The sequence below is a fragment of the Pseudonocardia ammonioxydans genome, assembly GCF_900115005.1.
In the GTDB taxonomy this organism is placed as follows: Bacteria; Actinomycetota; Actinomycetes; order Mycobacteriales; family Pseudonocardiaceae; genus Pseudonocardia; species Pseudonocardia ammonioxydans.
In genome coordinates this window covers 1-18,854 of sequence record NZ_FOUY01000065.1, presented here as the reverse complement: position 1 = coordinate 18,854, position 18,854 = coordinate 1, and the positions used below count along the sequence as shown (strand labels likewise).

21 protein-coding genes and 1 pseudogene are annotated in these 18,854 nt (G+C 67.4%); 8 read left to right on the top strand and 14 right to left on the bottom strand.

Going from position 1 to position 18,854, the window contains the following annotated elements; translation table 11 throughout:
- Positions 1-234: 234 nt before the first annotated feature.
- The 4 genes from BM093_RS31525 to wrbA are packed head-to-tail and all read right to left on the bottom strand — an operon-like array spanning position 235 to position 3,658.
- Complete coding sequence (locus BM093_RS31525) at positions 235-1,281, bottom strand: LLM class flavin-dependent oxidoreductase (RefSeq protein ID WP_093355818.1); 1,047 nt, start codon at positions 1,279-1,281, stop codon at positions 235-237.
- A gap of 48 nt (positions 1,282-1,329) precedes the next feature.
- Entirely contained in the window at positions 1,330-2,760 is a 1,431-nt protein-coding gene (locus BM093_RS31520) for an amidase (RefSeq protein WP_093355814.1), read from the bottom strand.
- Positions 2,757-2,981: a hypothetical protein gene (locus tag BM093_RS31515; RefSeq protein ID WP_093355810.1), complete on the bottom strand. Its 225-nt coding sequence runs from the start codon at positions 2,979-2,981 to the stop codon at positions 2,757-2,759. Before BM093_RS31515 ends, BM093_RS31520 begins: the two co-directional genes overlap by 4 nt.
- 53 nt (positions 2,982-3,034) lie before the next feature.
- A complete protein-coding gene (gene wrbA / locus BM093_RS31510) occupies positions 3,035-3,658 on the bottom strand; it encodes an NAD(P)H:quinone oxidoreductase (RefSeq protein WP_085916899.1) in 624 nt (207 codons plus the stop codon).
- Between the two features lie 479 nt (positions 3,659-4,137).
- Between wrbA and BM093_RS31505 the strand changes: the two genes are divergently transcribed.
- From BM093_RS31505 to BM093_RS31495, 3 genes and pseudogenes are all read left to right on the top strand, one after another.
- Entirely contained in the window at positions 4,138-5,760 is a 1,623-nt protein-coding gene (locus tag BM093_RS31505; RefSeq protein WP_177238820.1) for a GAF domain-containing sensor histidine kinase, read from the top strand.
- On the top strand, positions 5,757-6,398 hold the full coding sequence (locus BM093_RS31500; protein WP_093355800.1) for a response regulator transcription factor: 642 nt from the start codon (positions 5,757-5,759) through the stop codon (positions 6,396-6,398). The genes BM093_RS31505 and BM093_RS31500 overlap by 4 nt, the downstream gene beginning before the upstream one ends.
- A gap of 369 nt (positions 6,399-6,767) precedes the next feature.
- Positions 6,768-6,969: pseudogene (locus BM093_RS31495) on the top strand (CoA transferase); the annotation flags it as partial.
- Positions 6,970-7,416: 447 nt separating this feature from the next.
- Here BM093_RS31495 and BM093_RS31490 read toward each other — a convergent pair.
- Entirely contained in the window at positions 7,417-7,743 is a 327-nt protein-coding gene (locus BM093_RS31490) for a DMT family transporter (RefSeq protein WP_093355797.1), read from the bottom strand.
- Positions 7,744-7,760: 17 nt separating this feature from the next.
- On the opposite strand from BM093_RS31490, the gene BM093_RS31485 reads away from it, so the two are divergent.
- Genes BM093_RS31485 through BM093_RS31475 form a run of 3 tightly spaced genes read left to right on the top strand, consistent with a single transcriptional unit; the run spans position 7,761 to position 9,489 of the window.
- A complete protein-coding gene (locus tag BM093_RS31485) occupies positions 7,761-7,919 on the top strand; it encodes a nuclear transport factor 2 family protein (RefSeq protein ID WP_218163017.1) in 159 nt (52 codons plus the stop codon).
- 8 nt (positions 7,920-7,927) lie between these two features.
- Positions 7,928-9,013, top strand: a complete 1,086-nt coding sequence (locus BM093_RS31480) for a PdxA family dehydrogenase (RefSeq protein WP_245773931.1) — start codon at positions 7,928-7,930, stop codon at positions 9,011-9,013.
- Entirely contained in the window at positions 8,902-9,489 is a 588-nt protein-coding gene (locus BM093_RS31475) for an MFS transporter (protein WP_245773932.1), read from the top strand. The genes BM093_RS31480 and BM093_RS31475 overlap by 112 nt, the downstream gene beginning before the upstream one ends.
- Positions 9,490-9,943: 454 nt before the next feature.
- Here BM093_RS31475 and BM093_RS31465 read toward each other — a convergent pair whose 3' ends face one another.
- From BM093_RS31465 to BM093_RS31430, 8 genes are all read right to left on the bottom strand, one after another.
- Positions 9,944-10,717, bottom strand: a complete 774-nt coding sequence (locus tag BM093_RS31465; protein WP_177238819.1) for a nitrile hydratase subunit alpha — start codon at positions 10,715-10,717, stop codon at positions 9,944-9,946.
- An 11-nt stretch (positions 10,718-10,728) separates the two neighbouring features.
- A complete protein-coding gene (locus BM093_RS31460; RefSeq protein ID WP_093355783.1) occupies positions 10,729-12,147 on the bottom strand; it encodes an amidase in 1,419 nt (472 codons plus the stop codon).
- Complete coding sequence (locus BM093_RS31455) at positions 12,144-12,368, bottom strand: hypothetical protein (RefSeq protein ID WP_093355777.1); 225 nt, start codon at positions 12,366-12,368, stop codon at positions 12,144-12,146. Before BM093_RS31455 ends, BM093_RS31460 begins: the two co-directional genes overlap by 4 nt.
- Positions 12,365-12,793, bottom strand: coding sequence for a nitrile hydratase accessory protein (locus BM093_RS31450; RefSeq protein WP_093355771.1), 429 nt, complete (start codon positions 12,791-12,793; stop codon positions 12,365-12,367). Before BM093_RS31450 ends, BM093_RS31455 begins: the two co-directional genes overlap by 4 nt.
- Positions 12,794-12,798: 5 nt before the next feature.
- Positions 12,799-13,416, bottom strand: coding sequence for a nitrile hydratase subunit alpha (gene nthA / locus BM093_RS31445; RefSeq protein WP_093355760.1), 618 nt, complete (start codon positions 13,414-13,416; stop codon positions 12,799-12,801).
- 52 nt (positions 13,417-13,468) lie between these two features.
- Complete coding sequence (nthB, locus tag BM093_RS31440) at positions 13,469-14,149, bottom strand: nitrile hydratase subunit beta (protein WP_093355756.1); 681 nt, start codon at positions 14,147-14,149, stop codon at positions 13,469-13,471.
- A gap of 104 nt (positions 14,150-14,253) precedes the next feature.
- Positions 14,254-15,690: an ABC transporter substrate-binding protein gene (locus BM093_RS31435; RefSeq protein ID WP_093355751.1), complete on the bottom strand. Its 1,437-nt coding sequence runs from the start codon at positions 15,688-15,690 to the stop codon at positions 14,254-14,256.
- A gap of 14 nt (positions 15,691-15,704) precedes the next feature.
- Complete coding sequence (locus BM093_RS31430; RefSeq protein WP_093355748.1) at positions 15,705-16,070, bottom strand: ArsR/SmtB family transcription factor; 366 nt, start codon at positions 16,068-16,070, stop codon at positions 15,705-15,707.
- 733 nt (positions 16,071-16,803) lie between these two features.
- Between BM093_RS31430 and BM093_RS35525 the strand changes: the two genes are divergently transcribed.
- The gene (locus tag BM093_RS35525) at positions 16,804-17,001 is read left to right on the top strand and encodes a hypothetical protein (protein WP_143105633.1); all 198 of its coding nucleotides are present in this window, start codon (positions 16,804-16,806) and stop codon (positions 16,999-17,001) included.
- 5 nt (positions 17,002-17,006) lie between these two features.
- On the top strand, positions 17,007-18,404 hold the full coding sequence (locus BM093_RS31425; RefSeq protein ID WP_093355822.1) for an amidase: 1,398 nt from the start codon (positions 17,007-17,009) through the stop codon (positions 18,402-18,404).
- 198 nt (positions 18,405-18,602) lie between these two features.
- Here BM093_RS31425 and BM093_RS38470 read toward each other — a convergent pair whose 3' ends face one another.
- Positions 18,603-18,728 carry a hypothetical protein gene (locus tag BM093_RS38470; protein ID WP_425439217.1) on the bottom strand — a complete coding sequence of 42 codons (126 nt, stop codon included), beginning with the start codon at positions 18,726-18,728 and terminating at the stop codon, positions 18,603-18,605.
- Positions 18,729-18,854: the final 126 nt, after the last annotated feature.

Sequence of the window (18,854 nt, the reverse complement as noted above, 5' to 3'; positions counted from 1 at the left end):
GCGCACCGGTGCCGCACCGCAGGTCATGGCTGCGCTACGGAACCTGGCGATCAGCCTGCACCGTCTGGCCGGCGCCACCAACATCGCCGCCGCACTACGACATCACAGCCGCGACGCACTGCGGCCCCTCCAGCTCCTCAAGATCATCTGACTTTGCCGACCCCCTGGTCCCAGGGTCGTTCGCCGTCGCGGCGGTCCGCGGTGGCGCGGACCGCCGCCGTGTCGGCCTGATGGTCAGTGCTTGAGCAGCGGCATGACTTCCTTGCCGAACTTGTCCATGTCGACCAGGTAGTCCTGGAAGGTGAACATGATTCCTGAGGTGCCCTCCACCTCGGCCAGTGCGTTGATCTTGTCTGCTACCGTCTGCGGCGAGCCGCCGATCACGTCCCAACCGATCAGGAACGCGTCGGAGCCGAGCAGCTGATTGCGGATGGACTTCTGGTCCTCTGCCGAGTCTGTGCTCGCGTGACCGCCCAGGGTCTGCACTGCGTCGAGGTCTTGGTTCGCTCGCCAGTGATCGACCGCGGCCTTGGCCTCTTCGTCAGTGTCGCGGAGCACGACCGCGAACAACGGGTACGAGCCGATCTTTCGCCCCGTCTTGTCCGAGGCCGCCTTCAACCGTCCGTTCAGTTGCCGAAGTTCATCTGGGTCGGCCTTGCAGCTCAGGAACTGGTAGTCGGCCCATTCCGCAGTGAATTGCATGCCGCGGTCGGATTGGCCGGCGCAGACGACTTCGATGGGGCTGCTCGGCGTCGGCCCGAGCCGACAGTCTTCCATCTGGTAAAAGTCGCCCTTGAAGTCCGATCGGCCCGACTCCCACAGTTCGCGCATCACCTGCAGGTATTCGCTCGCGCGGTCGTATCGGTTCTTGAAGTGCTCGTCCCCTGGCCAGATCCCCATCTGGAGGTACTCCTCCTTTTCCCAGCCGGATACGAGGTTCACACCGAAACGCCCGCCCGACATTTCATTGATCGTCACCGCCATCTTCGCAGCAACAGGCGGGGGAAGCATCAGCTGAGGAATAGATGCGTACAGCTTGATCCGGCTCGTGCTTACGGCCAGCCCGGCCATGACGGAGAAGGAGTCCAGTGTGTAGTTCCAGAACTCGGTCTCGCCGTCGAAGCCCCGGAACTTCACCGGCGCGAGCATGAAATCGAAGCCATAATGCTCCGCCTTCGCGCCGCACTGCTCCATCAGGAACCAGTCGGGCTTAAACTGTGGCGACGTCTTCGACATCACCCAGCCGTTGTTCATGGTCGGTGTAAAAATTCCGTACTCCATGTCATCTCCTCGTAGTGGTGTCGATCGTGAATTCTGTTTCGTGCAATCTCAGGCGGCGATGTCGGGAACTTGGAGATGGTGGCCCGTCCTGGATTGGTAGACTCCCGCTGCGGTGAGTGCCTCCTGTTCCTTGTGTGGACGTGCGATCAGCTGGATCGAGGTCGGGCAGCCTGCGTGGTCGACCCCCGATGGAAATGCTACGGCCGGCACACCGGCGAGGTTGCAGACCATTCCGGCTCGGGACTGGACGTCGTGCATCGGCTTCGGGACGCCATCGATTTGGATGGTCAGGTCGTCGAGGTTTGGAGCCGTTCCCGGTGTGGTGGGCACAGCAATGAGGTCCACCTTTGTAAATGCCTCGGCGAAATTTTGCTGAAGCTGCACTCGGTACTGCAGTGCTCGAATATAGTCCGTTGCCGAGGTGAGGAACCCCTCGCTGAGTCGACGGACCATGACCGGGTCGCACTGGTCCAGCCGGTCCGCGTTGACGCGGTGGACTGCGGCGGCCTCGGTGAACAGGAGGAGGTAGCCGATCTGCATGGCATCGGGCGCCAGCGGCAACATCACGTCGGAGATGACCGCGCCGGCGGAGCGCAGCGCATTGACGGCGGACTCGAAGTTCTGCCGGACGTCGCCGTCGCAGTCCTCGAGGAAGTAGTCGCGCGCGATACCGATCCGTACGCCTTCGAGATCGCTGGGAACGTGGCCGGACGCGAGACTGTCCAGGCCGTCGGCTGGGGTGGGAACCGAGCGCGGATCCGCAGTGTCCAGTCCGCGCAGCACCGCGAAGAAGCGGGCCACATCCGTGGCGCTGCGCCCGATGGGGCCCACTGTCTCGGTGGTCCACGACAGGGGGAGCACCCCGGTCCGGGGCACAGCTCCGGTTGTGGGCTTAAGCCCGGTCAGACCGCACCAGGAGGCGGGCATGCGGATCGAGCCGGCCGCGTCCGACCCGATGGCGAGCGGGTACATCCGCGCGGCCACCGACGCCGCGGCGCCTGTCGAGGATCCTCCGCTCCAGCGAGTCAGATCCCAGGGGTTGCGCACAGCACCGAACGTCGGGTTGTGGGGGCCGCCGATGGCGAACTCGGTCGTGGCGTCCTTCGCGATCACCACGCCGCCCGCGTTCTCGGTCCGGCGGATCACCTCGGCATCGCGGTCGGCGATGTGGTCGAGATACAGCGCCGAGCCGCCAGTGGTCGGGACACCCGCGATGTCGGCGACGTCCTTGACCCCGATCGGCACACCCTCGAGGGGACGTGGTGCCCCTTCGCGCCATCGGCGCTCGGATTCCGCGGCCGCGGCGCGGGCGCGCTCGACGAGAACGACGAGCACAGAGTTGATCTCCGGGTTTATCCTCTCGATCCGGCTGATGCAGTCCTCAATCACGTCGCGCGGTGACAGGTCGCCGCGCCGATAGAGTTCCTGGAGCTGGAGGGCATCGCATTCGTGCGTCGGCGTGGGCCGCACCGCGCTCATCGGTTGTTGTCCTCTCCCGGGCGAAGCCACTGATCACCGACCGCAGGATCCACCGCGTCACGGGTGGGATCGAGGGACGCACGTCGGTAGCGCTTGAGCAGGGGTTCGACCCTGAGCATCCGCTCGCGCATCTCGGTCTGCTGGGCTGTGCTCAGGACGAAGCCAAGGCGTGTGGCCTCGCGTCCCAGCACGTTCTCGTTCTCGAGTTCGTCGGAAGTCACCGATCTCCGTCCGTTCGTTGTCGGCGAGCCAGCGTGTCCGTTCCCGGAGCGGGTCACGCTGCACTCTCCGCGGACAGACCCGCGGCGATGAACGCGGCGACCTGGGCGATACGCCGCCCCTGGATGCGGCACGCCTCGAGCGTCGATTCGTCCGGCGCGGCCGAGCGACGCGAGACGAATGAACTCCCGTACGGGTTCCCCGAGTCGAGAAGATGCTTGTCAGCGGCGTAACCGAGCGGGAGGACGATGGACCCCCAGTGGTAGAAGATGTTGTTCATCGCCAGGACGGTGGACTCCAGGCCACCGTGTGCCGTGGACGCGGTTGTGAACGCGGTGGTGACCTTGTTCGCCAACGCGCCCCTCGCCCACAGGCCACCCGAAGAGTCGAGGAACGACTTCAGCTGCGCAGCCGGGCCCCCGAAGCGGGTCGGGCTACCCAGCGCGATGCCGTCGGCCCACTCGAGGTCGGCGAGCGCAGGCGCCGGTGCCCGATCGCTGGAGTCGACATACGCCCGCCAGCGAGGGTTGGAATTGATGGCCTCCTGCGGTGCCGTCTCGACTGCCTGTCGGAGCCGGATCTCGGCGCCCGTCTCCGAAGCACCGTCAGCCAAAGCTGACGCCATCGCAGCCGTGTTACCGGTTGCGCTGTAGTAGAGGGCGAGGACCTTGACACTCACGGGGTTCCTTTCGGCAGAAGTAGTGACATTGATCGCCGGTGCGAGCCCGGATGTCGTGACGAGGTGACCGCTCGCTCTCGGGGTCCGGCCGTCACAAGCCGGGGGGGGCGCCGGGTCGGTGGGGAGGGCCGGCGACAAGAAGCCGCAGCTCGTATACATCAGGAACTCGGGCGCGTCTGTGGGAAGGCCGGACTGATCGGTCCGTCCCAGCTGGCGTCGGGAGTGGCAAGTCGGGCGGCGTTCTCCCGGGGCAACGCGTGTGCGGTGGGCTCCCGCACCGGCTGGCGGCACTGCTCCTCCTTGAGTCTCCGTCGACATCAGGTTGGTTGCAAGGCAGTGAATCAGTCGGGCGCCTAGTCTCATCGGCAAGATATCCGGGCCGTTCAGCTATGGCTCGACTAGCCAGACGGGCAGTTGCGCAGGCCGGAGCTGGTCGTCGCTCGCGGGATCGACGATCCTGCCCGTGGGAGGTGGCGTGGATGGAGTACGTGGTCGACGGCGGCGGGTCGCGGGCGATCCACGATGCTCTTGGTCCCGTCCTCGAGGAGGTCCGAGTCCTGCTGGCCGCCGACATGGGCCTGGTTCTGTACCGGCCGAGGCGCCGCAGCGACGAGTTGATGGCGCTCGCCTCGGCCGCCGTCGATCCGGCCGCCGCGTTCCTGGCCAACGAGCCGGTGACGACGAGTCGACCTCTCCCCGGGCGCAAGCCTCGTGTCGTGGTGGAGCTCGAGGTCCGCTCGGCGATGCGCGAGCTCAGGGCACGGTTCGCCACCGCCCTGGTGATTCCCTGGCGTGACGCATCGGGGATCGGCACCGTCCTGGTCGGCCAGACGGGGGGGCGCGCGCCGACGCCTTGGGGCGAGGACCCGACGGCCCGCAGCGAGCTGGGGCGGTTGGTGGCGGCGACAGTGCGTAGCGGTCGAGAGACCGGGTCGCGGCAGGTCGACCGGGAGCTACGCGAAGCCGCCCGTAGGGTCGCCGAAGCCGCCGTCGAGGCAACCGACGTCCGCGCCGCGATCGCAGCTGTCCTCGACGCCGCTCACCTGCTCGTCGGGTCCGAGGTCGCCTACCTGTCGCTTCCCGACGGCGGACCGGACACCTTCGCTTTCGATCAGATGCTGGGGATCAGGACCCCGGACTTCCGGCACGTACGGGTGCACCACGGACAGGGCCTCGGTGGACTCGCCCGCGCAATGCAACGACCGGTGCGCTCCGCCAACTACGCAGAGGACGAGCGCCTCCACGCTGCTCCCGTCACGATCACCCGAGGCGAGGGCATCGTCTCGGCTATGGCGGCACCCATCACAGTCGACGATCATGTGGCCGGCGTGCTGTACGTCGGTGACCGGCAGATGCGGGCGTTCACCCAGGTCGACGAGGATCTTCTGGCGGAGTTCACCGATCATGCCGCGCTCGGCCTGCGCAGGCGGCTCGCAGAGAACCAGCGGGCCGACGCTCTGGAACGACGGATCCGAGAGGACGTGGCCTACAACTTGCACGACACTGTGGTCCGCGGACTGATCACCATCGGCTTCCGTGCCGAGCAAGCCCGTTACGCCGTGGGTACGAGCGAGGTCGCTGCCGATCTTGCAACGATCGCTGAAGCTGCGGAGTCCTGCCTCGGACAACTGCGCGGAGAACTCGGCAGCCTCCTCAGCCGCGGCGATATCGGCGGCGTCCGGGCATCCGAAGTGCTCGAGCAGATCTTGACGGCGCCGCAGGGACGGCTTTCACGTTCTCCTGAGCTCGATGGTGAAGACATCGAGCTCGCTCGTGCTTCAGCGGAGGCCCTTGTACGTGTCGGGCTGGAAGCCGTCACCAACGCAGAAAGGCACTCCGGCGGGCATCATGTGATCATTCGCCTGGTACCGGGATCTCTCACCAGCCGCCTGCTGGTCGTCGATGACGGTGCCGGCCGAGTCGAAACAGGAGGAGGGTCCGGGGGACCCACCACCGATCACCCTCATCTGGGGTTGCAGGCTATGAGGGCCGCGGTCGAACGGGTGCACGGGCGTCTGGCCGTGCACAAGGCCGACCCGCTTGGGATCGAGGTCCACGCGGCCGTCCCGACATGGCCGGGACCGGAAAGGATCTCCTCGTGATCGGATTCTGCGTCGTCGACGACCACGAGATCGTGCACGACGGTCTCCAGGCGATGGCCGAGCGCGAACCAGACCTTGAGTTCCTCGGGGCGGCGACCACAAGGAACGACGGTGCGTCCCTGATCGCTCGTGTACAGCCAGACGTCGCCATCGTGGACCTGCGGATCGGCGAGCACTCCACCGGCAGCGGGATCGACCTGTGCCGGGAGCTCACCGCGTGTGACACCGCCCCCGCGGTGATCCTGTTCAGCGCGTACGGCAACACGGAACTGCTCTCCCAAGCCATCGACGCCGGAGCCTCCGGTTACGTGGTCAAGGAAACCTCGGTCCGGCGGTTGCCGGAGATCTTACGCACGGTCAAGCAGACCGGAAGCTATTTCGACTCGGAGCTTGCTGCTCCTCTGCTGCGTCGCTCCGCCCGGGGCCGCCACTCCCCCGCTGCAGAGTTCGGGGAGCGCGAGCTGAGCATCGTGCGTGCTATCGGTCGTGGTGCAGACAACCACGAGATCGGGGCTCTGCTCCACATCAGCCCGCATACCGTGAAGTACCATGTGGCGTCGATGATGCGTCGCCATCACGTGCGTCGGCGCGCCGAACTGGTCCGCGTCGCAGCCGATCTGCACCTTCTCGATCCGTAGACCCGCGCACTGGCTGTATCGACGGCCGTGCCTGACCACGCCGCGCGTCCACTCCAAGCAGTGTCCGACCCACATCGACGTCGCTCAGTGTGACGGACGGTACTTACACCGGGCGTCCGGTCTCAGAACCCGACGCTCCGAGGACAGGCCATGATGCTCTCGACGCATCGCTCCTTCTTCCGAGAGTCGTTCTACACATCGCCTTTCACGGCCCAGGCTCACAGGCGAGCGTGCATCCCGTTCAGCTCCGTCCCGACCACGACGGGCACCGCTTTGCCACGACTCCTCCTGTGCGTCACGACCATCGAGACAGCTGGACCCGGCCCACTACTCGCCCACCGTCCGGTCTTCGTTGAGAGGGCCATCTGCATGCCTTGCACCCCTACTGCGGGGACACCGCCGCTGGACGGCATAACCGTCATCAGTTCTGGAACAGGCAGTCGCTGCGCCGTTCGCGGATCGCCAGCTCGTTGACCTCGGTGCCCGCGTCATCAAGATCGAGCGACCGGACGGAGGTGACTTCGCTTGCGGGTACGACGAAGCCGTCCGTGGTAACGCCAGCTACTTCGTATAGCACAACCGCGCTGGGCGCGCATACCGACCGCATCCTGGCCGAGCTCGGCCACCGCGACCGGATCGACCTGCTCCGCGCCGCCCATGTCGTCTGATCGGCCCGAACAGAACGAGAGCAGGAGATACGTCCGATGGCTTGTGTGGAGCACCGACGAGCAGGCCGTCGCCGACACCGTGCGCGACTTCGTCGACCGGGAGGCGAAGCCCCGCGGTCAACGAGGTCGAGGCAGCGCGACGACTACCCTGAGAAGGGGATCGAGCAGCTGAAGGAGCTCGGCGTCTACGGGCTCGCGATCCCCGAGCCCTGGTGCGAGGCCACGGTGTCAATGCCTTGACACGCCCTGGTCACCGCCGAACTCCCCGCGGTCCCCCCCGCACCCGATCAGAGTTGAGCGCCCGGGGACCTCCGTCCGAGTCGGACGGTTCCACCCGGCCCGACCCCGAGTTAGAGCGCGTTCGACCCGACCAGATTGAGCCCGACGACCCCGGCCACGATCAACACGACGGAGGCGACGCGCAGGAATGCGGCCGAGTCGCCGAACCAGATCATTCCCGCGATCGCTGTTCCCGCCGCCCCGATCCCGGTCCAGGCCGCATATGCGGTACCGACCGGCAGCTCACGCAGACCGGCCATCAACAACGCGAAGCTGATTACCGCGCAGACGAGGAACGAGACGGTGGGCCACAGTCGGGTGAACCCCTCGGAGTGCTTGAGGGACACGGCAAACGCGGTCTCAAACAGTCCGCCGAGGATCACGAATACCCAGGCCATGGCGCAACCTCCTGCAAGTGGGAACGGGGAACACCGCACCCGACCCGACGGACCTGTTCGCCAGCGGCCGCTACCTGGACCTCTACCAAATCCGCGAGGAGCACGCCCTGCTGCGCGAGCGGGTCGTGGTCTGCGACAGCTCACGGATCGACACGCTGCTGGCGGTCCCGCTGTGACCGGCCCCGTGCCCCGCACGCTCCTGTGCACCGGGGACCCGAACGGCATCGGCCCGGAAGTCGCGGTCATGGCGGCCCGGCGCACCGGCTGCGCACCGGTCCTGGTCTCCGACCGCGCCGTGGTCGAGTGGGCGGTGCGAGTCACCGGCGGGGCCGAGGTCGTCCGGGACCACCATCCGGACCTCCCGCCCGAGCCCGGCACGCTGGACCTGATCGACGTCGGCGCACTGCCCGCCGGCGCGCACCGGCCCGGGACGGTGGACGCCGCCGCCGGCCGGGCGACCCTGGCCTACGCCCGGACGGCGATCCGGGCCGCGGCCGCCGGTGCGTACCCCGCCGTGGTCGCGGCCCCGCACTCGGAGACCGCGATCCACGCCGCCGGGGTGTCGTTCACCGGCTACCCGTCGTTGCTCGCAGAAGTCACCGGGAGCCGGGCCGACCGGGTGTTCCTGCTGTTGGTCGGCGGCGGGCTGCGGATCGTACACGCGACGCTGCATCGCCGGCTGGCCGACGCGGTCACCGATCTGGATGCCGACCGGGTCGTCGCGGCCGGCCGCGCCTTGCATCAGGCCCTCGACCGGCTCGGCGTGCCCGGCCGCACGGCGGTGTTCGGGATCAACCCGCACGCCGGCGAGGGCGGGCTGTTCGGCGACGACGAGCGGGTCACGGCCCCGGCCGTGGCCCGGCTGCGCGAGGAGGGACATCCGGTGGACGGACCGACCGGTGCGGACACGCTGCTGGCGGCGAACGAGCACGCCGGCTATGTCGCCGCCTACCACGACCAGGGACACGTCCCGGTCAAGCTGCTCGCCGGGCGAACGTCGGTGGCGCTCTCGATCGGCGCGGGTGTGCCGTTCTGCAGCGTCGGGCACGGCAGCGCGTTCGACCTGGCCGGCAGCGGCCGGGCCGACCCCGAGGCGACGGTCCGCGCGCTGCGCACCCTCGCCGACCCCGGTGGCTGGTGGGGACCCTGCTGCTCTGGCTGGTCTTCGCGATCAACCTCGCCGAGTTCTACGCGCTGCAGAGCTGGCTTCCGACCATCCTGGAGGGGCTCGGCCATCCGACGAGCACGGTGGTCACGGCCACCACCCTGACCACCGTCGGCGGGATCGCGGCCGCGCTGGTAACCGGCCCGGCGATGGACCGGTTCGGCGCCGGGTACACCCTCGGTGTCCTCTACCTGGTCGGATCCGTGCTCGTCGGGGTTCTCGGTGCTGTATTCGGCGCGTCGCTCTGGTTGTTGCTGTGCGTGACGTTCCTGGTCGGCTGCTGCGTGAGCGGGGGGCAGAAGAGTGTGATCGCTTTCGGGTCGCTGTTCTACCCACCGGAGATGCGGTCCACGGGCGTCGCCTGGGCGCTGGGGATCGGCCGCATCGGCGGCATCCTCGGCCCCATCCTGGTCGGGCTCGCGGTGACGGCGGGGTGGTCGACGACCGGACTGTTCGTCGTGATGGCGGTCCCCATGCTGGTGGCCGCGGTGACCGTCCTCGCCCTCGGCCGGCTCCGGTACCGCGACAAGCCAGCCCCGGTCACCGGAGGACGGGCCGAGACCGCTATGCGCCGGTCGTGACGAAAGTCTGTCCCGCGCGGCGCGCGCGGACAGGAGCGGTCGCGGCGAGGCGATCGTTGGGCGCACCGGGCCTGTCACCGAGCGCAATGATTCGCCGGGGCGCGAAGACGCTGTGGTCTATCGGGCCCGACGCCGGCGTGGGTGACACCCGGGTCCGTGTGGGGGACTCGACCGATTCCGGTGGGAATTCCATGTCTCCTGCACGGGTGCAGGCGGACGCACTGTTCGAGCCCACCGACGCGGTCTTGTGCGCCGAGGGCTCGGTTCGCTCGCTGGCCGAACTGAGCCTGGTCGCCGAGCACCGGCGTGGCCGACCACGCGGGGGTCGCCCGCCGCGCGACGCTGCTTGCCGCGCTACGGCGTGCAGCGACCGATGCCGCTATCTCTGGCATCTGACAACAGCAGCCGCCGCAGGCGTAGGGACGGGGCAGCTCCGGACCAGTCGCGGGTACGGTCAGTGCGTCATTCGAGCTAGTGCCCACAGCCAGGCTGTGTAGATGCTTGCGCGTACGGGCAGCTTTTCGGCGATGGTGGTGATCTCGTCGAGTAGCTGGTGCTCGCGCCGTGGATGCTGGGAGACGATGGCGAGGACCATCGCGATACTGCGCAGCTCCCATGGCCGGTCGAGCGACCGTTCGTCGAATGAGTAGCCGGGCAGGCTTCGTGCCCAGTCCGGTCCGGCGTAGGGCTCACCGTCGACGTGCGGGCGAGCCTGGTCAAAGCCGCGTAACGCAGTGCGGGTCAGCGTCTGGGACAGCGTGAACGGCCCGAGGCCCTCGGTCGCCGGTGGCCGAGGCGGTGCGATGAGGTGGTGGGTGTCGCGGTCATCGACAAGGGCTCTGACTTCGGTGCCTGGATCGAGAACAAGCCCGTGGCGGGCCGCAAGTACGTAGCGAATGTCTTTGGGCTTGTGCGGGATCAGCCCTCCGGGCGTGTACCAGCTAGGTGGGACCCCCAGCACCGGCCAACCGGTGCAGATGGCCCCGGCCGGGACCACCACGTGGTGCACGGTCGCGGAGTTGTCCACGACCTCCCACCGCCGCCCGCAGCGACACCGGCGGCTCGGGTGATCGGCGGTGCGACGGCCCGAGGCGCTCCACCGGCGGGCTACGGCCAACGCGCCGCTGATCGGGCCGACTTCGTCGGCGTGTGTGTCAGCCCACCTATCGATGGCCGTCGTCGACGCGAATCCGCGGGCGACGACGGCTTGCTCGACCTTCGTGATCAAGGGGTCCATCGTCAGCTGCGAGGTAGTGGTGGGGCCATGGTGTGGAACGTCGTATCCGCTTGGAATCCGGCCGCGACCCGGAGCAGGGTCGCCTCCGCGAACGGCTTACCGATGAGCTGCATGCCAACCGGTAAGCCGGCGTCGTCAAAGCCGCACGGGACGCTGATCGCCGGTAGACCGGTCAGTGAGGACAGCCCGGTGAACTGCATGATCGCCGAGAGCATGTCCTCGGGCGCGCCCTGGTCGATTTCGACGGTGGTCTCTCCCAGCGGCGTCGCGGTGAACGGCAGAGTCGGACACGCCAGCACATCAACCTGCGCCATCGCCGCGAGGGTCTGGCGGCGCAGCAGTCCCCGGTACCGCTGGGCTTGCAGGTACTGAGTCGCCATCAACATTTCCCCGGCTTCGAGCAGAAGGCGTACGTCTTCGCCGTAGTCCTGCGGTCGCTCCCGCAGCCAGCGCTGGTGGTAGGTGCTGGGTTCGGCCGCCTCGACCGTGAGCTGCGCGGAGATGTTGCCCTCGATGTCGGCGATCGAGACCTCGCTGGTGTGCGCGCCGGCGCCCTCGAGTGTTTCCAGCGCTGCCCGGAGCGCCTTGTCCACCGCGGGCTGCACATGATGCAGTGAGTAGCCATCGATGAGCCCTATCCGCAGCCCGGCCACACCGAGCTCGAGGCCCCGCCCGAAGTCCTCCCCGGCCCGGTCCACCGACCCGGCGTCGGCCGGGTCGTACCCGGCGAGCGCGTTCAACATGGTGGCGCAGTCCGCGGCGGTGCGCGCCATCGGACCAACGGTGTCCATGCTCCACGCCAACGGGACGACACCGGCGTTGCTGACCCTCCCGATCGTCGGCCGTAGGCCCGTGATGCCGTTGAGCGCCGACGGCAGCCGAACCGACCCCCCGGTGTCGGTACCCAGCGCACCGAAGCACGCGCGGGCCGCCACCGCCACACCGGACCCCCCGCTGGAGCCACCAGGCATGCGCGATGGGTCCCAGGGGTTGGTGACGAACCCGTAGTGCGGGTTCGCCGAGGTGCCGCCCCAGGCGAACTCGTGCATGTTCGTCTTACCAACGATGATCGCGCCGGCCGAGCGCAGGCGACGGGTCACCGTGGCGTCCTCGGCCGGGCGGTGGGCGGCCAGGATCGCGCTACCGGCCGTCGTGGGTTTGCCGCGGACACCGATGTTGTCCTTCAACGCCACCGGTACGCCGTGCAGGGGACCGAGCCGGTGCCCGGCCGCGATCATCGCCTCGCTGGCCCGAGCGACCGCCAGCGTGTCCTCGGCATCGACCGAGATGAACGCGTGCGTATCGGAGATCTGCTCGATACGCCGCAGTGACGCCTCGACCAGCTCCACCGGGGACACCTCGCCCGCGGCAATGCGGTCAGCCGTCTTGGTCAGGCAGGCCTCGAGCAGGTCGGGGCTCACTGGACGTTCTCCTCGCTGTCGATGCCGGTCTGGAGGAACACCACCGACGGCACGAGGCTGTCGAGATTGCTGGCTTGCATCCGTCTGCTCAGCGCGTTGGCGTTCGGGATCCAGGCCGAGAGCAAACTGGCCACCGCGGCCAGCCGATCGTCCGGCAAGGCCAGGTCGGCCAGCCGCGCGGCCGCAGCGACGTCGCGTGGTGTCACCGCGTCGTCGGTCATCCCGACGCGCCTGCGACAACGGCGACCGGTTCGCGTACTGCGTGCTGGTGCATGTAGTTGGCGGGCAGGGCGAGGATCTCTTCGGTTTTGTGCTCCAGTTCGGATTCCGACATCCAGCCCTTTTCGCGGACGAGCTCCTCGAGCGCGGCCATCCAGCGCTCGTAGTAGCTCCACTGCTCGAGGTCGGTGTGTTCGGCTTCGAACTGGCGGATCGCCGCGATGAGCCGTTGCTGGAACTCCGTCCAGGGAAATCCCAGCGTCTCGTGCAGAGCGACTGTCATGCTGAAGGCGCGAATCTCCCACGGGTGGTCGAAGGCGACGTCGCCGGAGCGACGCGGGATCTTCTCGTTGAACGGCAACGCATCGACCAGTGAGTCGACGTGCGGCTTGGTCTCGGGGTCTGGCTGCTCGTTAAGGCGTTGCATGGGGCTCAGGCTGCCTTCGGGCTCGCGACGCCGGCGACACCGATCAGCGAGTCCCGGGTGACAAGCTCGGCCAGTTGTTCCTCGGACCAGCCCTCGGTGCCGGCAGGGCGCTGCGGCAGGACCCAGTAACGCAGCTCCGCGCTGGAGTCCCAGACCCTGATCTCTACGCTCTCCGGAAGCTCGAGACCGAACTCCGCCATCACACCGCGCGGATCCCGAGCGGTTCGAGCGCGGTAGGCGGGGTACTTGTACCAGTTCGGGGGTAGACCCAGCACCGGCCACGGGTAGCAGGAGCACAGGGTGCAGACCACCATGTTGTGCACGGTGTCGGTGTCCTCGAGGGCGATCATCTCCTCGCCTTGCATGCCGGAGACACCCATCTCCTTGCATGCCTCGGTGGCGTCGACGAGCAGACGCTGTCTGAAGTCCGGGTCCACCCATGCGCGGGCGACGATCTTCGCGCCGAGCTGCGGGCCGACCTCGTTCTCGTAGACCGAGGACATGTAGTCGATGGCGTCGGTACCGATGATTCCCTTCTCGACGAGGATGGCCTCCATGGCCTTAACCCGTGCGGCGATGCGGTCGTCAGCGGAGATGGTCGAGTGGTCGTGATGCAGAGACATGTGTCCTTCTCGAACTCGTGAGTGTGGGGAGCGACGTCGCGAACACCTGCGTTCAGGTCGCCTCGAGGTAGGGCTCCCACAAGTCGATGTTGTTCACGGCGTTTCTCGCCCCGGGTTCGTCCCCCCACAGCTCCCGAGCCGTGAACCGCACGGTGTAGAGGTGGTGCGGGTCCTCGCCCAACCCCACGGCGTTGCTGTCGGGATAGACGTAAGTGCCGTGAGCGGCCACAACCTCGCCGACCCGACCACGCACATATCCGGCCCGCCGAGTGTGTGTGGTGGATACGTGGTCCAGGACACGGACACGGTCCCCGACCGAGAACCGCGGCTCAGCATCGGACTCCCGACGGCAATCCATTCCGGTCGGGAGGAGCTGCTTGAGCGCTTCAGTGAGGTCGGCATTGGCCGCCTTCGGTGCTGCCTCGTCGGGATGATCGAGGTAGTGCTGGGTGCGCCGCTCGAGATCTTCGGGATCGAAGATTCCTGCCTCGGTGCCCCACTGGATCATCGCGTGCATCCAGTGCTCGTAGTACGTCGAGCTTAGGTACTCGACCGCCGGGATCTGCTCCATCCCGAACCGGAACTTGTCGAGGTTGAAGGCCCCGGCACCGGCCATGGCCGGGAACATCGTAAGGACGCTGCGTTCCCAGTCGGCGTGGAAGACCGGCTCGTCGTACTCAGGGTTGATCGAGCCGAAGCCGTGCCGACCTCCCAGGTCGTGCGGACCATCCATGTCACAGACACCTTCCGTCACTCGATGTGATGGGAGACACTAACGGCGACGCGTGGACTTGTCGATGCTTATCCACTTAAGAGGTTGGCGCGTGCTCATGCCCGCTACCGGGCTTGATCCATCACCTGTACACCTCGGGGCGAGACCTGTGCGAGGTAGAGACGTGGGGTCACCAGGTTGCGGCGCCCGACCCCGCCGTCACACGCCTTCCGCAGATACGCCATGAGATCATCGCTGCGAAGCGGCACCACGCCGTCGCCGTGTCTGCGTACCGCGCCTGCATACTGGAGGATCGCTTCGTACACCGTCTCCGATGTCGTGGAGATCGGTGGCGCCCATCGGCCGAGGCGGGCCCGGTAACGCTCGAGGAGCTCGGCGTTCCCGTCGGCCGGAATGTCCTGGTGGTACGCCATGGCCGTCCAGATCCCCTCGGCGGACTCGGCGCCGATGTGCTCGCACGTCGACTCGTCCATCGCCAGCGAGAAGGCTCGGGTGCGAGTCCGCAGTCCGGCGTCCGCGCACTGACGTTCGAACTCGACCTCGTCGGCGCCGATCAGCGACGACATGACCACGTCGGCACCGGAACGCTCGATCTGCTCGATCACTGCGGAGAAGTCCGTCGTGCCGACAGCAGTGTAGGACTCGCCGAGGATCCGTCCGCCGGCATGCGGCACCGCGATGCGGGCTGCCGCGTGGGCGGCATACGACCAGCTGTACTGCTCGCCGACCAGGAACCACGACTTCGTCCCGGTCGCCGCCATCAGGCGGCCGGCAACCGCGGATATCTGCGAGCCAGGGTGCTCCCCCAGCTGGACGACCGAGTCGTGCACGCCTCCTCCGCGTTCGTTCATCACCGCATGCACAGCGAGCAGGTCACGCCCGACAGCGGCGTCGACAGCGGTGAAGCTGCGGCTGGTGGTGCAGGCAAATACCACATGGCATCCGGCGCGACGAAGGCGGCGAGCCTCGACGGCTGCAGTGCCGGGGTCGGTCTCGTCGTCGGCGACGACGAGCTCGAGCCGGCGGCCGTGTACGCCGCCCTCCTCGTTGACCTCATCGACAGCCATCTGAGCCAGATACTCTGTGGCCATCGCATAGATCACCGCGGGCCCGGACTTACTCGTCAGCATCCCGATACGAAGGACATCGGCCCCGGCCTCAGGCAGCGGCAGCATGATTCCGCGTTGCCGGATGAGCCACATCACGCCCGCCTCGGACACATCCGCCCGAGCACGAACTCGAGTCCGTCCCGGGCCAGCAGACTCAAAGCTCAATCCGATCCTGCCTTGCCATGGCTGTGCATGATCGATCACGATCCGCCGGCCGGGCCGCACCATCGACAACCGCCCGAGCAGCTCCACCGGCAGCTGACCACCCTGGTCCTCGAGGGGAAGAAGAATGCGGACCGGGGCGCCGAGCGTCACCGAATCACAGCGCGCACCGAACAACCAGGTCCCCGCCTCGCCACGCCCGAACAGAGCGAAAGCCTCGTGCGCGGGCAGTTCGACGACCGACTCGGCGGCCAGCGTCGCTGTACTCACACGGCACCGTTCGACTAGGACGCATCCCGCTCGTGGTCGGCGTCAGGATGGGACTGGGCTATGCAGTCTGCAGCGTCAGGGCTCGCACTGTCGAGGGCGACGCCGGTCTGCAGTAGCGACTGCAGGAATCGGAAGGCGTCCCGCACCGCCCCGTCGGCGTTGAGGCTGTACAGCCGGCGACGGCCGTCCCTGCGCTCGGTCAGGATCCCCGACGTACGCAAGATCCGGAGATGGCTCGACACCGTCGACCGACCCACAGCGTCGACGTTCGCAGCGATCTCGGAGACGGTGAGCTCGCCCCGCTCACCGAGTAGCGACAGGATCTGACGACGGACCCGATCCGAGAGGGCGTCGAAGGCGAGGTTCTCGTTCGCGGTCACCGGCGCAGGGTAGCAACCGTCGACAGTTGTCGACATTTTCTGGTGTTGCTGTGCGTGGCCAGGCTCCGAGGGCGCCTTGCGAGCACAAAGTGCCGGTCGTCGTTGATCGTGTCGGCACACCTGCAGCTCGCCCGGCCGGCAGGGCATGCTTGCTGGTGAGCACCGGCTCGCCGTGAGTGGCCCACGAGTCGAACGCGGCGTCGCCGAGGCCCTCTCCGGCAGCGCTCGACGCAGGTGCAGGGCGTGGTCCTCGGCCCTACTGTGAACCCGCCGCCCTACACCCGACGACCGATCACGTCGACGGATATCCACTTGTTGACATTACGAGGTACCCGCTCTAACTTCGGCCTGGTCGACCCCGACAGGTCGACTCCGACAGGAGGCTCATGCCTCCCGCCGTACCGGTTGGTCCCCGCCGCCGTTCCCGGAGCAATCCTCCGAGCGAGTGGACCTCGGGCCTCGTGGATGCCAAGTTGGAGGAACTCACCCAGTCGCCATACAGCATTCCGCGCGGTGCGTGGCGGGGACTCTGCGGGTGCAGACCATGCGCATCCTCCTGCAAAGCCGGGTGGCGAGTAGGAACTCAACTGGTAATCGTTCAATCGATACTGAATTGCCAGCGATGTGGGACCAGCAGTCAGTGCCTCGTGTGACAGTTTTAGCCCGGATGAACAGCCACACGGTTGGCTGAAGCCTGCACGGAACTGCCGTTGCAGGAGAAGAGGAGATGTCAATGTTTCCATCGCGCCCGAGTTGTTCCGGGTCGACGCTCGACGAACTCCTGCGGATGGCCCGCCTCGAGTTGGCGCCCGAGCGTGTGGCCGCCGTCGGCCCGACCGTGGGCGATATCTACGGACTGATGGACCGGTTGGACGCGGTCGAACTGGGTGAGGTCGTTCCGGCCACCGCCTTCGACGCCCGGTGGGAGTGAGCAACGTGCATCCTTACGAGCTGACCTTGCACCAGGCCGCCGAACAGATCCGGGAGCGGCAGTTGTCGCCCGTCGAGCTCACCGAATCGGTTCTCGGACGCATCGACGCTCTCGACGACCGGGTGGGCGCGTTCGCCAGCGTGATGCACGAGCAGGCGCTACACGCCGCCCGGGCCGCGGAGAAGGAGATCGTCGACGGGAGCTATCGCGGCCCGTTGCACGGTATCTGCATCGGAGTGAAAGATCTGATCGACACCGCAGGCGTGGCCACCACGTCGAGTTCGCGTACCCGCACCGATCGCGTGCCTGACACCAACGCTGCGGTGGTCGACCATCTCGAGGCCGCGGGCGCGGTGATTGTCGGTAAGACACACACCCACGAGTTCGCATACGGTGTACTCACTCCCACCACTCGTAACCCGTGGCACCTCGACCACGTCCCCGGTGGCTCCAGCGGTGGTTCCGCCGCCGCGGTGGTTGCCCGCATGTGCCAGGGCGCCATCGGCACAGACACCGGTGGCTCGGTGCGTATCCCCTCGGCCGTCTGCGGCACCGTCGGGCTCAAGCCGACTTACGGGCGGATCTCTCGTCGGGGCACCACATCGCTGAGCTGGTCGCTCGATCACATCGGCCCGCTCACCAACAGCGTGCGCGACGCTGCGCTGATGATGGACGTCATCGCCGGCTACGACCGTGACGACCCGGCCACCCGAGACGTGCCGGTCCCCCGCCATACCGAGAACCTGACCGCCGGTGTTGAAGGCATGGTCCTCGGTGTGCCGCGCAACTACTTCTTCGACCACATCGACCCGGAGGTCGAGGCGGCCGTACGGGAAGCGATTCGCCAACTCGAGGGCCTCGGCGCCCGGCTGCGTGAGATCGACATCCCCTACCCCGAGCTGTACATGCCGGCAGAATTCGGCATCCTCGTACCCGAGGCCAGCGCCTACCACCAGCAGAGCCTGCGCCAGATGGGTGAGCTCTACGAATCCGACGTCCGAGGGCTCCTCGAAGCCGGAGAACTGGTCCTAGCCACCGATTACATCAAGGCACAGCGGGCCCGCACGCTGCTCCAGCAAGGCTGGCGAGACATGTTCGACGGGCTCGACGCAGTGCTCGCTCCGACTCTGCCCGCCACCGCCGCCGAGGTCGGACAAACCAGCTTCACCTGGCCCGACGGCTCCCAGGAGGCGGTCATCAACAGCTGCGTGCGCACCTCGGCCCCGGGCAACCTCACCGGCCTACCCGGGCTGTCGGTACCTTGCGGCTTCGACCGATCCGGTCTACCAATCGGCTTGCAGATCCTCGGCAAGCCGTTCGCCGAACCCACCGTATTGCGTGTCGGCGCGGCCTACGAAGACGCCACCGACTGGGCCGACCGCATGCCCGAAGGCCTGTTGTAGTTGTCCGACTTCAGGCCTCGCAGTGCCCGACGGCCGCTACCATGGCCATAGCAGCAGGGCCTGTCAGACCCGACACAGCGGTGTAGGTGACAGGATGGGTCTGTCCGATCAACGGCTCTGGCCCACAATTCGGTGGTGCCGGAACGCCTTCGTCACCCGAGCAGGATGCGGTGGCGTAGGAGCAGGGGGTCGGCAAAGTCAGATGATCTTGAGGAGCTGGAGGGGCCGCAGTGCGTCGCGGCTGTGATGTCGTAGTGCGGCGGCGATGTTGGTGGCGCCGGCCAGACGGTGCAGGCTGATCGCCAGGTTCCGTAGCGCAGCCATGACCTGCGGTGCGGCACCGGTGCGCGGTGTGGAGATCTTCAGCGAAGGTCACGTCGCGGACCCAGTGCAGCCCGTTCTCGATCTGCCAGTGTCCGCGGATCCAGCCGGTGAGCTCCTCGGGACGGG

Coding starts and splice junctions, on each gene's coding strand:
- BM093_RS35525 (WP_143105633.1), top strand. CDS start 16,804: ATGTTTCCATCGCGCCCGAGTTGTTCCGGGTCGACGCTCGACGAACTC.
- BM093_RS38470 (WP_425439217.1), bottom strand. CDS start 18,728: ATGGCTGCGCTACGGAACCTGGCGATCAGCCTGCACCGTCTGGCCGGC.
- BM093_RS31450 (WP_093355771.1), bottom strand. CDS start 12,793: ATGCAACGCCTTAACGAGCAGCCAGACCCCGAGACCAAGCCGCACGTC.
- BM093_RS31455 (WP_093355777.1), bottom strand. CDS start 12,368: ATGACCGACGACGCGGTGACACCACGCGACGTCGCTGCGGCCGCGCGG.
- nthB (WP_093355756.1), bottom strand. CDS start 14,149: ATGGATGGTCCGCACGACCTGGGAGGTCGGCACGGCTTCGGCTCGATC.
- BM093_RS31490 (WP_093355797.1), bottom strand. CDS start 7,743: ATGGCCTGGGTATTCGTGATCCTCGGCGGACTGTTTGAGACCGCGTTT.
- BM093_RS31520 (WP_093355814.1), bottom strand. CDS start 2,760: ATGAGCGCGGTGCGGCCCACGCCGACGCACGAATGCGATGCCCTCCAG.
- BM093_RS31525 (WP_093355818.1), bottom strand. CDS start 1,281: ATGGAGTACGGAATTTTTACACCGACCATGAACAACGGCTGGGTGATG.
- BM093_RS31505 (WP_177238820.1), top strand. CDS start 4,138: ATGGAGTACGTGGTCGACGGCGGCGGGTCGCGGGCGATCCACGATGCT.
- nthA (WP_093355760.1), bottom strand. CDS start 13,416: ATGTCTCTGCATCACGACCACTCGACCATCTCCGCTGACGACCGCATC.